This is a genomic window from Pseudomonas tremae, from assembly GCF_001401155.1.
GTDB lineage: Bacteria > Pseudomonadota > Gammaproteobacteria > Pseudomonadales > Pseudomonadaceae > Aquipseudomonas > Aquipseudomonas tremae.
In genome coordinates this window covers 45,329-57,736 of sequence record NZ_LJRO01000048.1, presented here as the reverse complement: position 1 = coordinate 57,736, position 12,408 = coordinate 45,329, and the positions used below count along the sequence as shown (strand labels likewise).

Here is a 12,408-nt window from a genome sequence, read left to right as displayed (position 1 = left end):
GCTTTATATTTCCCCCGAATTACTAGCCCTAGATGGCATCCCTCGGCAACATCAGCCCAAGCGGCAACCGTACTCTCGCTTCAAGTCCACCGCCCGACCGGTTTCTCAACTCGACATTACCGCCGTGCATGGCAGCAATACGCTTGACTATCGCCAGCCCCAGACCGGTGCCTTTGCCGCTACGGGCACGATCGCCCCGGATGAACGGATTGAAGATGGTGTCCAGCTCGGACGGATCGATACCCGCCCCTCTGTCCAGCACGCTCAACACCACGTAAGGCGCATTTCTGTCGCCTGAGACATAAGCCGCCACTTCGATACCGTTACCTGCGTGATGGCGGGCATTGCCGATCAGGTTGGTTAACAGACGCTTCATCGACACTCTACGTAGCGGAAAGGGCGGTATGGGTTCCAGGCACAGTCGGATGCTGTCCTCGTCGTTGTTGAACGGCGCAACGACATCGCGAACCAGGTCGCCCAGATCGACCTCCTCGATTTCTTCGTCACGCCCATCACGAATGAATGCCAGGAACTGATCGAGAATCGCATCCATATCCTCGATGTCACGCACCATGCCTTCAGAAAACTCGTTGTCGTTCATCAGCTCCAGAGAAAGACGCAGACGAGTGAGCGGTGTGCGCAAATCGTGGGACACACCTGCCAGCATCAGTTCGCGCTCCTGACCTGCCTGTTCGACGTCTTCGGCCATCTGGTTGAAGGCTCGATACACTTCAGTCATCTCGCTGGGCGTGTCACTGACCGGTAGACGCACGCTGCGGCCCTGCCCCAACTGTCGAGCGGCAAACACCAGCCGCTTGAGCGGCTGATTCAACTGACGCACGAAGATCCAGGCTGATGCGGTGGACAACAACCCGATAGCCAGGAACCAGCCCAGCACGCTCCAGATTTTCTGCCCGCGCAACGGATGCGGATAGAGCGGTACTTTCAGCCAGCCATCCCCCAGGCTCGGCGCTCGTACCCAAAGTGCAGGCGGTGCATGCACACGCAGACGCACTTCGGTGTCGGCCCCCAGTTCAGCCTGCATCTGCCGCTGGTAAATCTCGCTGTACGGCCAGTGCTGCTCGCCTTCCGGCACGCCCCCGCCAACCACCCGGATAAGGCCGGCCGCCTCGGCAATCGCTTCGCGATCATTTTCATCGGCAGCCCAATACGCGCGCAGGGTCAGCGCAACGCCGTGGCTGTATTGCCTGTCGACCAGCACGTCCTCGTTCATCAACAGATAAACCAGCGTCAATGCCTTGGAAAACAGCACGACGATGAGCACCAGCCAGAGCGTGCGGGAAAAAAAGCTTTGCGGGAACCAGAGCGGTGTCTTCATAACTGCAGCCATACACTTTGCAAGGCGAGCGAGGCTCGCAGGTTTGCCGAACGCGGGCGAGACCCGATGGACGAACGCAAAAAACCAGCACGTCGATAACCTCCTGAAAGGTTATTGACGTAACTGGCAGGGATGACGAATTTCTGTGCTGACAGCCAGGCTGTCAGCGATTTCCGGCACCATCCGGAACGAATACATAGCCGACGCCCCAGACTGTCTGGATATAACGAGGCTTGGACGGGTCTGGTTCGATCAGGCGACGCAGACGGGATATCTGCACGTCGATGGACCGTTCCAGCGCATCCCACTCGCGGCCACGGGCCAGGTTCATCAGTTTGTCCCGGGTCAGTGGCTCCCGAGCATGCATCACCAGCGCCTTGAGCACTGCGAATTCGCCCGTGGTGAGCATGTGCACTTCTTCACCGCGCTTGAGTTCGCGTGTCGCCAGCGACAGCACGTAGTCGCCAAAACTGACTGATTCGTCCTCGCTGCCGGGCGCACCCGGCACCGGAGCTGCCTGACGACGCAATACAGCCTTGACCCGCGCCATCAGCTCATCCGGGTTGAACGGCTTGGCCAGGTAATCATCGGCACCCAGTTCGAGCCCCTTGATGCGGCTCAGCTCATCGCCCTTGGCGGTCAGCATGATAATCGGCACCTGATTGTTCGCGGCACGCAGCCGGCGGCACGCGGAAAGGCCATCTTCCCCAGGCAACATCAAATCCAGCACCACAAGGTTGAAAACCTCACGGGCCAGCAATCGGTCCATTTGCTCCACGTTTGCCACAGCGCGGGCGCGGTAGCCCTTGCTGGTAAAAAACCGTTCCAGGAGACTGCTCAACCCAGGATCGTCATCGACAATCAGGATTTTTTCGCCTTCAGCATTTTGTGCGGTGCTGCTCATCGGATGCTCCTCTGATCTCGGGGCGCATTATGGCGTAGCTGCGGTGATGCGCACCGTGTGCATTGTTAGCAGATTTTACTGGGGGCGACACTTGCGCCTGTCTTTTCGCTCAAAAACAGCTCGTTTATCGACCAATCCCCTAATCCGCCTTTGCCGGGTATAATGCGCCGCCTTCAAAGTCAGGCAAAGCCGTGCTTATGGCGGTTCGCCAGCCATGCATATAAATGCTGGCGAACGAAATCCAGGCAAGACAATTCGTACGAGCCCCGTTTTTTGCTCACAACTCCAGGTGGTCTTATGGACAGCATCAACAGCCGCATCGCCGAAGAACTCGGTGTACGCCCACAACAGGTCGCAGCGGCCGTAGCACTACTGGATGAAGGCTCGACCGTGCCCTTCATTTCCCGCTATCGCAAGGAAGTGACCGGCAGCCTGGATGACACTCAATTACGCCATCTGGAAGAGCGTCTGCGGTATCTGCGCGAACTGGACGACCGGCGCGTCAGCATTCTTGCCAGCATCGAAGAGCAAGGCAAGCTGACCCCGGAACTGGCCCGAGACATCAAGCTGGCCGACACCAAGACGCGTCTTGAAGATTTGTATCTTCCTTATAAGCAGAAGCGCCGCACCAAGGGCCAGATCGCCCTTGAAGCCGGATTGGGCGAGCTGGCCGACGGCCTGTTCAACGACCCGAGCCTTGCTCCTGAAGCAGAAGCAGCCCGCTTTGTCGACACCGAAAAAGGCGTGGCCGACGTGAAGGCCGCACTGGAAGGCGCCAAGTACATCCTGATGGAGCGCTTTGCCGAAGACGCTTCACTGCTCGACAAGCTGCGCGGTTTCCTCAAGCAGGAAGCGGTGATCAGCGCTCGGGTGGTGCCTGGCAAGGAGGAGGAAGGCGCGAAGTTCCGCGACTATTTCGAACATGACGAACCGCTCAAGAGCATGCCGTCACACCGTGCGCTGGCGATTTTCCGCGGGCGCAACGAAGGTTTCCTCAGCTCCGCACTGAAAGTCGGTGAAGAACTGCCGGGCACCATGCACCCCTGCGAGCTGATGATCGGCGAGCGTTTCGGTATCCAGAATCAGAACCGTCCTGCCGACAAATGGCTGGCCGAAGTGGTCCGCTGGACCTGGAAGGTCAAGCTGTACAGCCATCTGGAAACCGACCTGCTGGGCGAGCTGCGTGAAGGCGCCGAAACCGAAGCCATCAACGTTTTCGCCCATAACCTGCACGACCTGCTGCTCGCCGCTCCGGCTGGCCAGCGGGCCACAATGGGCCTCGACCCGGGCCTGCGTACCGGCTGCAAGGTCGCCGTGGTGGATGCCACCGGCAAGCTGCTCGACTACGCGACCGTTTATCCGCATGTACCGAAAAACCAGTGGGACCAGACCATCGCCGTGCTGGCAGCCCTGTGCGCCAAGCACTCGGTCGATCTGATTGCCATCGGCAACGGCACCGCCAGCCGCGAAACCGACAAGCTGGCCGCTGAGCTGATCAAGAAATACCCAGGTTTGAAGATGACCAAGGTCATGGTTTCCGAAGCGGGCGCCTCGGTCTACTCCGCCTCGGAACTGGCGGCCAAGGAGTTCCCGGACCTCGACGTGTCGATCCGTGGTGCGGTATCGATTGCCCGCCGCCTGCAGGATCCGCTCGCCGAACTGGTGAAAATCGACCCGAAATCCATTGGCGTCGGTCAGTACCAGCATGACGTATCGCAGCTCAAGCTGGCTCGCGGCCTGGACGCCGTGGTTGAAGATTGCGTGAACGCCGTAGGCGTGGACGTGAACACCGCATCGGTGGCGCTGTTGGCGCGCATTTCCGGCCTGAACACCACGCTGGCCCAGAATATCGTCGCGCATCGCGATGAAAACGGTGCGTTCAAGACACGCGCAGCGCTGAAGAAAGTCAGTCGCTTGGGCGAAAAGACGTTTGAACAGGCCGCAGGCTTCCTGCGTGTCATGACCGGTGACAACCCGCTGGACTCTTCCGCCGTTCACCCTGAAGCCTACCCGCTGGTACAGCGCATTGCGGCTGAAACCGATCGTGATATCCGTTCGCTGATAGGTGATGCCAGCTTTCTCAAGCGTCTGGACCCGAAGAAGTTCACTGACGAGACCTTTGGTCTACCGACGGTGACGGACATTCTGCAAGAGCTTGAGAAGCCTGGCCGCGATCCACGCCCGGAGTTCAAGACCGCCGAATTTCAGGATGGCGTCGAGGACCTCAAGGACCTGCAACTGGGCATGATCCTCGAAGGCGTCGTGACCAACGTCACTAACTTCGGTGCTTTCGTCGATATCGGCGTGCATCAGGACGGTCTGGTACACATCTCCGCGCTGTCCGAGAAATTCATCAAAGACCCGCGTGAAGCAGTCAAGGCCGGCGACGTGGTGAAAGTGAAAGTCATGGAAGTCGATATCCCGCGTAAACGTGTCGGTCTGTCGATGCGCATGAGCGACACACCCGGCGAAAAAATCGATGGTGCGCGTGGCGCGCGCCCAGGCTCGGCACCGCGTCAGCAGAACAACGCCCCGCGCAAGGAAACCTCTGCACCTGCACCGGCCAACAATGCCATGGCGTCGCTGTTTGCCAACGCCAAGCAGTTGAAGAAGCGTTGATGGACATTCCCGAGGATCTGACCCACAGCGCCTACTTCAAGATGCTCGGCTGCGAGCTGCGGCGTCTTGACGAAGGCGTTGCCGAAGTTGCACTGCCACTGGAAGCGCATCTGCGCAATCGCGGCAATGTGATGCACGGCGGGGCAATCTTCAGTCTGGTCGATATTGCCATGGGGCTGGCCTGTTCCAGCGTTCATGGTTTCGACCAGCGCAGCGTGACCATCGAGTGCAAGATCAACTATGTACGTGGCGTGTCGGACGGCGAAGTTCTGTGCATCGCCAAGGTCCTGCACGCGGGTCGCCGCACGCTGGTGGTAGAAGCGGAAGTTGTCCAGGGCGACAAGCTCGTCGCAAAAGCCCAAGGCACATTTGCAGTCATCTAGACTCGCTCAGAGGCTGATGCAATCAGTCATTGCGAAGTGGACCTAGCCGTACCGACATCATTTGAGTTAATTTCGGCACCATTAGCGTGGTGCCGAGTCCATTTGGGTGGTACGACGAAGAGCAATGATTGTGAACTGGCGTCAACGACCCGACCAGGCGACCACGCCAGTTCCTCTCCTCACCCTTGCAGACCATCAAGTCCACCCCCATATCGGGGCGACCGATGCGTGAAGGATTACACCTTGAGCGAACTTTTAAACCGCCGTCTTGCTTTGCTTGGCGAGCGCAACAACCTCTCTTTGCTGGAGCAGTGCCTGCACGGTATCGAGCGTGAATGTCTGCGCGTTACTGCAACGGCAGAACTGGCGTGCACGCCCCACCCTCAAGCTCTGGGTGCAGCACTCACCAACGGCCAGGTCACGACCGATTACTCCGAATCACTGCTGGAGTTCATCACGCCCGCACTAAAGAACCCGGCCGAGACCCTCGACAGCCTGGACAAGATCCATCGATTCGCCTACAGCAAGCTGAACAACGAGCTGCTCTGGAGCCCTTCGATGCCGTGCCCTTTGCCCGACGAAGAGCACATACCGATCGCGTATTACGGCACCTCGAACATCGGCAAACTCAAATACGTCTATCGCAAGGGTCTGGCGCTGCGTTATGGCAAGACCATGCAGTGCATTGCCGGTATTCACTATAATTTTTCGCTGCCGGAAGACGCCTGGGCGCTGCTCAAGCAGACCGAAGACTTTGCCGGCGACGCGCGGGACTATCAGTCGCATTCCTACATCGCGCTGATTCGCAACTTCCGCCGCTACAGCTGGCTGCTGATGTACCTGTTCGGTGCATCACCGGCGCTGGACGCAGGTTTCCTGCGCGGCCGTGAGCATCAGCTGGAACACTTTGACGCCGACACGTTGTACTTGCCGTACGCCACCAGCCTGCGCATGAGCGATCTGGGTTATCAGAGTGACGCTCAGGCTGACCTGACGCCGTGCTACAACGATCTGGTCAGCTACACCGACAGCCTGCGCAAGGCTGTGGCAACGCCTTATCAGCCGTACGTCGATGTCGGTACTCATGACCAGAACGGCGAATGGATTCAGCTCAACACCAATGTGTTGCAGATTGAAAACGAGTACTACTCCAACATACGTCCCAAGCGCGTGACCTATAGCGGCGAACGCCCGATTCAGGCGCTGGTGGCCCGCGGCGTGCAGTACGTCGAAGTACGCTGCCTGGACATCAACCCGTTTCTGCCGACCGGCATCAGCCTGGAACAATCACGCTTCATCGACGCGTTCGTGCTGTATTGCGCCCTTGAGGAAAGCCAGCAACTGGCTGGCCACGAGTGTTCCAATGCAAGCTCGAACTTCCTCTCGGTGGTCAAGGAAGGTCGCCGTCCGGGCCTGAACCTGCTGCGCGACAACAGCCCTGTCGAGCTCAAGGCATGGGCGACCGAGCTGTTGGAGAAAATCACGCCCATCGCCCGACTGCTGGATCAGGCGCAAGGCATAGATGAACACGTCAAATCCATCGACGTGCAACAGGCCAAGATCAACGACACTGCGCTGACCCCTTCAGCCCAGGTGCTGGCCAGCATGAAGGCGCACAACGAAGGCTTCACGGCGTTCTCCCTTCGCCAAAGCCAGGTCCACGCCGAATACTTCCGCACTCACCCGCTGAGCGCTGAAGAACAGGCACACTTCGAAGCCCTGGCCAAAACCTCCCTTGAGGAACAGGCCGAGCTGGAAGCGACGGAAGAAGTGGTGGATTTCGACACATTCGTGGGCTCGTATCAGGCGAGCATTCTGTCGATCAGCAACTGATGCGCAGGTGACGCAGAGCGTGAGGAACGACAGGTGTCTTTAAGAACACCTATCGTACCCACGCTCTGCGTCCGCTCCAGCGCTTATATAGCCTTCTCGAAAATCTTCGAATTACGCTGATAGTTGTACAGCGAGGCGCGGGCGCTTGGCAGGCGATCTACGCTGCTGGGCTCGAAACCGCGCTCGCGGAACCAGTGCGCAGTGCGGGTGGTGAGGACGAACAGGGTCTTGATGCCCAATGCCCTGGCACGGTTTTCAATACGCTCCAGCAACTCGTCACCGCGACCACCATGCCGGTACTCGGGGTTGACCGCCAGACACGCCAGCTCGCCTGACTCCGAGTCGGCAATCGGGTACAACGCGGCACAGGCAATGATCATCCCTTCACGCTCGACCACACTGAACTGGGTAATCTCGCGCTCCAGCACTTCTCTGGAGCGGCGTACCAGAATGCCCTGCTCTTCCAGCGGGGTGATCAGGTCCATCAGACCGCCGACGTCTTCGATGGCCGCCTCGCGCACCAACTCGAATTGCTCCTGCGCCACCAGCGTGCCGCCACCATCGCGGGTGAACAGCTCGGTCAGTAGTGCGCCATTCTCGGCATAGCTGACGATATGGCTGCGGGCCACACCACCACGACAGGCTTCTGCCGCTGCATCCAGCAATTCCGCCTGATAGTTGCTGCCCAGGCGCTGCAAATGGGCAGGCACCTGCTGAGGGCGCAACTCGCGTACCAGCCGTCCCTGCTCGTCCAAAAGGCCCTCATCGGCGCCGAACAGCAGCAGTTTGTCGGCGGCCAGATCGATAGCGGCGCGTGTGGCGACGTCTTCGCAGGCGAGGTTGAAGATTTCGCCGGTCGGCGAGTAGCCCAGCGGCGACAGCAGTACGATGTGACGCTCGTCCAGCAGACGATTGATACCCTTGCGGTCAACCCGGCGCACTTCGCCGGTGTGCTGATAATCGACACCTTCCAGCACGCCGATAGGCCGGGCGGTCACCACGTTGCCGCTGGTGACGCGTAACCGCGAACCTTGCATGGGCGAAGCAGCCATGTCCATTGACAGACGCGCCTCGATCGAGATGCGCAGCTGACCGACGGCATCGATCACGCATTCCAGTGTCTCGGTATCGGTGATGCGCAAATCGCGATGATAACGCGGGGTAATCCCGCGCTGGGCCAGACGGCTCTCGATCTGTGGACGCGAGCCATGCACCAGCACCAGCCGCACCCCAAGGCTGTGCAACAGCACCAGGTCGTGGACGATATTGCCGAAGTTGGGGTGTGCGACGCCGTCGCCGGGCAGCATGACGACGAAGGTGCAATCGCGGTGAGCATTGATGTAAGGAGATGCATCGCGTAGCCAGTTGACGTATTCGGGCATGACAACAAGAGCCTGTAGAAAAATGGACGAAGAGAAAAAGCACGCACAACGGTGTGGTGGTTATCGTCGGAACAGGCTTGGCACGCGCAATCTCCTTGTATTCGGCTCTTGTGGAACCTGACTCATTGAGGCGTCAGGCAATATTGTTCGATCAACTGACGTAACAGACGCACTGTAGGGTCCAGACGTGACATTTCGAGGTATTCCCCCGGCTGATGCGCGCAGGCAATATCGCCAGGCCCCAGCACCAGCGTTTCGCAACCGAGGCGCTGAAGATAAGGCGCTTCGGTGCCGAATGCTACTGCTGCCGCTGTGTGGCCGGTCAGTCGTTCGGCAACGCGCACCAGTTCGGCATCCGCCACCTGCTCGAACGGCGAACACTCGGGGAACAGTGGAGCGTAGTCGATCTGCACCTGATGCAGTTCAGCCAAAGGTTGCAGCTTGTGCCGGATCGCAGCACGCAATACGTCAGGGTCCATGCCCGGTAACGGGCGCAGATCGAACTCCAGCGAACACTGGCCGCAGATGCGGTTCGGGTTGTCGCCGCCATGAATGCAGCCCAGGTTCAGGGTGGGTTGCGGCACAGTGAACTGCGGATTACGGTATTCCGATTGCCATTGCGTGCGCAGGCCCTTGAGTTCGCTGATCGCGTCGTGCATGGCCTCCAGCGCGCTGTGCCCCAGGCTCGGATCAGAGGAGTGGCCGCTGCGCCCGAGAATATGGATGCGCTCCATCATCACGCCTTTGTGCATGCGGATCGGCTTGAGCCCGGTCGGCTCGCCGATTACCGCTGCGCGGCCCAGCGGGCGTCCGGCGTCTGCAAGCGCACGGGCTCCGGCCATCGAGCTTTCTTCGTCGCAGGTGGCGAGGATCAGCAGCGGCTGCTTGAACGGCTGATCAAGCAACCCGCGTACGGCTTCGATCACCAGTGCGAAAAAGCCTTTCATGTCGCAACTGCCCAGCCCGACCCAGCGGCCATCGACTTCGGTCAGCTTCAGCGGATCGGTTTTCCACAGCGCTTCGTCGAACGGCACGGTATCGCTGTGGCCGGCCAGCACCAGACCGCCAGGCCCGGTGCCGAAGGTGGCCAGCAAATTGAACTTGCCGGGTGACACCTGCTGAATATCACAGGCAAAACCCAGATCCCCAAGCCAGCCGGCCAGCAGATCAATGACAGGACGGTTGGTCTGGTCCAGGGAAGGCTGAGTGCAGCTCACCGAAGGCGCAGCGATCAAGGCGGCGAACTGGTCTTTCATGGACGGCAACGGCATGGACGCTTCCTGTAATCAAGACGAAACACAGCCCATCATAGGGCCATAGCAACCCAGGAATAAACCGTTTCGGGCCATGTCCTGTACACTGACGCCATCAGCAGCCGTTCAGTCATGGGCTGCGCTTCCGTTATCAGTATCAGCGTTTGGATTCCCCCGGCCATGCAAAAAGAAACAGAAATCAAACTCCGCGTCAGCCGCGAGACTCTCGCTGCACTGCGCGAACACCCGTTGCTCAAGAAGCGCAACAAAAGTGGCTGGGAGCGCCTGGAACTGTCGAACCAGTATTTCGATACCCCTGAACGCGAACTGGCCCACGCCAAAGTGGCGCTGCGCATCCGTCGTGATGGCGATCAGATCATCCAGACCATGAAGACTCGCGGGCAAAGTGTGGCCGGCCTGTCCGAGCGCAACGAATACAACTGGGATCTGCCCAAAGCCAAGCTGGACCTGAAAAAACTCGAAGGCGACTGCTGGCCCGAGCAACTGGCCGAACTGGACAAGAAAACCATCAAGCCGCTGTTCACTACCGACTTTGTGCGTGAAAAAGCCGAAATTGCCTGGGGTCGTGGCAAAACCAAAGTCGTGATCGAAGCCGCGCTGGACCTGGGCCAGGTGGTTGCAGGCAAGCAGAAGGAAGAAATCTGCGAGCTGGAGCTTGAGCTGCGCGAGGGCGACCCTGCGGCGCTGCTGGAACTGGCCGCTGAACTGGCTGCAACGCTGCCGTTGATGCCCTGCGACATCAGCAAGGCTGAGCGCGGTTATCGCCTGCTCGACGCCAGCAGCTACTCATTGAGCCTCCCGGCGCCTGTTCTGAACGCAGAAACGCCGCTGGATGATGCTTACTCGGCGCTGGCCTGGCATTTGCTGGGCAGCAGCCAGCGTCTGGCCGAGCAGTACCGTTTCAACGGCCACTGGCGTTTGCTGCAGGACTGGGTCGAGATGCTCGCCGAATTGCGCGCACTGACCAGCAGCCTCGGCCAGGCCGCACCACGCACTTCGACGGCCCAGCTACGTACCTCGCTGGACGCGCTGCTGGAAGACTGGCGCCCACTGGTTCAGGCTGGTCAGGAAGATGGTGATGTGCGTGGCGCTGCTCACGAGCAGTTCCTTGAAGAATTGCAGGACACCCGCTGGGGCGAGTTTTCACTGAACACGTCGCGCTGGCTGCTGGCCCGCAGCTGGACCGCCGAGCGCAACACGCGCGGCAACCGCCAGGGCGCTGCCCTGCTGAGCAGTTGGCTGCCTCGCCTGTTGGGCGAAGAGGCGACGTCCCTGCAACTGAGCCGCTATCAGCAGCAACCGGAAGACCTGGCCGAGCAACTGCCACGGATCGAACGCATGCAAGCCTGGCTGCACTGGGCACGCGCCGCGCTGGACCTGCCAGAGCTCGATCGCCTGTACGGCGAAATGCGCAAACTGGAAGAACTGGCCCATCTGGACATCAGCGACGAAGTACTCGATGCCCGTGTTCAGCAAGCCATCACCGTCTTCCAGAGCCGCGCATGGAAGACCTTGTTGCGTTTGTAAGGCTGGAGCTGTGTTCTCTCGTGTAACTATCGTTCCGCACTCTACAGCGCGGGAATGCCTTGGGTGACGCCCTGCGTCACAAACCTGCGCCACGCCGCTGGCTCAAGATCGGACGCCCTGCGCCCTGCGCCCTGCGCCCTGCTTTGGGTGTGCGGCGCGGCAGGCAATTGGCAAGAGGTCATGAATTCAGCCTCCCTGGCGCAATAGCGGCAGGCTGGTGGTGGATTTGATCTCTGACAGTGCCACTGTCGAGTTCACTTCCTGAATACCGGGCACCAGCGACAGCTTTTCGAAGAAAAACCGCTCATAAGCCTCGATGTCCGGCGTCACGATGCGCAGCAGAAAATCCACCGACCCCATTAGCACATAGCACTCCAATACCTCTGGAAAACCACGAATCGCATCGGTGAACTCGGTGAAGTTGGAGCGCCCGTGGGCATTGAGTTTGACCTCGGCAAAAATCTGCGTGTTCAGACCGATTTTCTTGCGGTCCAGCAACGCGACCTGGCGCCGGATTACCCCCTCATCCTTGAGCCGCTGAATGCGACGCCAGCAAGGAGATTGCGACAAGCCGACCTGCTCGGCGATCTGCGCACTGGAAAGCGAAGCGTCCTCCTGCAGCAAAGCCAGAATCTTGCGGTCGTACACATCCAGCTCGGTTTGCATAATTATTCTTCCGCAGCAGCCACTGACGCATTAACAAGTCTTAACAAGACTAATCCAGTTGATGATGGACCAGAAATTTCTTTTGCCGCATGTAAGGATTTCTACCATCGTTCTGGAGTATCAGCATGCCCAACCTCGAAGCCGTGACCACCCTCTCGCAACGCCCCGACAGCTGGTCATCCAGCAATGCTTCGTGCTGCGCGCGCTATCGGATTGTTGCCGAAGCCGAGCCAGCGTTGCTTTGCCAGGTGCTGAACCTGTTTGCGATGCAGTACCTGATTCCTCACCAGCTCAGCGTCGTGCAGCAGGAAAGCACGCTGGTCATCGACCTCCACGTCGCCAGGCTGAGCTGGCACCGGGCCCAGGTCATTGGTGAAAAAATGCGCAACCTGATCGACGTCTGCTCGGTGGATGTCGAACAAACCGACGCTCTCAAAACCCCACAGACTCACGTCGCGCTGGCCCGCGGCTGAATCAATTC

Annotated in this window: 11 protein-coding genes; 5 read left to right on the top strand and 6 right to left on the bottom strand. The window is 59.5% G+C overall.

The features are described 5' to 3' along the window. Positions 1 to 28: 28 nt before the first annotated feature. Together ALO43_RS02955 and ompR are read right to left on the bottom strand one after the other, a co-directional pair. Positions 29 to 1,339, bottom strand: a complete 1,311-nt coding sequence (locus ALO43_RS02955) for an ATP-binding protein (RefSeq protein ID WP_003380228.1) — start codon at positions 1,337 to 1,339, stop codon at positions 29 to 31. 163 nt (positions 1,340 to 1,502) lie between these two features. Further along, a complete protein-coding gene (gene ompR, locus ALO43_RS02950) occupies positions 1,503 to 2,243 on the bottom strand; it encodes an osmolarity response regulator transcription factor OmpR (protein WP_005887962.1) in 741 nt (246 codons plus the stop codon). A gap of 297 nt (positions 2,244 to 2,540) precedes the next feature. Here ompR and ALO43_RS02945 point away from each other — a divergent pair, with 297 nt between their 5' ends. From ALO43_RS02945 to gshA, 3 genes are all read left to right on the top strand, one after another. Then, entirely contained in the window at positions 2,541 to 4,862 is a 2,322-nt protein-coding gene (locus tag ALO43_RS02945) for a Tex family protein (RefSeq protein ID WP_054997085.1), read from the top strand. Then, positions 4,862 to 5,245: a PaaI family thioesterase gene (locus ALO43_RS02940; protein WP_005887960.1), complete on the top strand. Its 384-nt coding sequence runs from the start codon at positions 4,862 to 4,864 to the stop codon at positions 5,243 to 5,245. The genes ALO43_RS02945 and ALO43_RS02940 overlap by 1 nt, the downstream gene beginning before the upstream one ends. 243 nt (positions 5,246 to 5,488) lie before the next feature. Next, entirely contained in the window at positions 5,489 to 7,078 is a 1,590-nt protein-coding gene (gene gshA / locus ALO43_RS02935; RefSeq protein WP_024669158.1) for a glutamate--cysteine ligase, read from the top strand. Between the two features lie 83 nt (positions 7,079 to 7,161). Here gshA and argA read toward each other — a convergent pair whose 3' ends face one another. Then, on the bottom strand, positions 7,162 to 8,460 hold the full coding sequence (gene argA, locus ALO43_RS02930; protein WP_005887958.1) for an amino-acid N-acetyltransferase: 1,299 nt from the start codon (positions 8,458 to 8,460) through the stop codon (positions 7,162 to 7,164). 122 nt (positions 8,461 to 8,582) lie between these two features. Continuing rightward, complete coding sequence (gene argE / locus ALO43_RS02925; RefSeq protein ID WP_053481052.1) at positions 8,583 to 9,731, bottom strand: acetylornithine deacetylase; 1,149 nt, start codon at positions 9,729 to 9,731, stop codon at positions 8,583 to 8,585. A gap of 162 nt (positions 9,732 to 9,893) precedes the next feature. Between argE and ALO43_RS02920 the strand changes: the two genes are divergently transcribed. Next, positions 9,894 to 11,261 (top strand): CYTH domain-containing protein, encoded by a 1,368-nt coding sequence (locus tag ALO43_RS02920; protein WP_005887956.1) that lies wholly within the window; start codon positions 9,894 to 9,896, stop codon positions 11,259 to 11,261. A 41-nt stretch (positions 11,262 to 11,302) separates the two neighbouring features. Here ALO43_RS02920 and ALO43_RS31070 read toward each other — a convergent pair whose 3' ends face one another. Together ALO43_RS31070 and ALO43_RS02915 are read right to left on the bottom strand one after the other, a co-directional pair. Then, positions 11,303 to 11,443 carry a hypothetical protein gene (locus ALO43_RS31070; protein ID WP_176572595.1) on the bottom strand — a complete coding sequence of 47 codons (141 nt, stop codon included), beginning with the start codon at positions 11,441 to 11,443 and terminating at the stop codon, positions 11,303 to 11,305. 4 nt (positions 11,444 to 11,447) lie between these two features. Beyond that, entirely contained in the window at positions 11,448 to 11,927 is a 480-nt protein-coding gene (locus tag ALO43_RS02915; RefSeq protein ID WP_053481053.1) for an Lrp/AsnC family transcriptional regulator, read from the bottom strand. 125 nt (positions 11,928 to 12,052) lie between these two features. Between ALO43_RS02915 and ALO43_RS02910 the strand changes: the two genes are divergently transcribed. Then, positions 12,053 to 12,400, top strand: a complete 348-nt coding sequence (locus ALO43_RS02910) for a hypothetical protein (protein ID WP_054997084.1) — start codon at positions 12,053 to 12,055, stop codon at positions 12,398 to 12,400. The last annotated feature ends 8 nt before the right edge of the window (positions 12,401 to 12,408 follow it).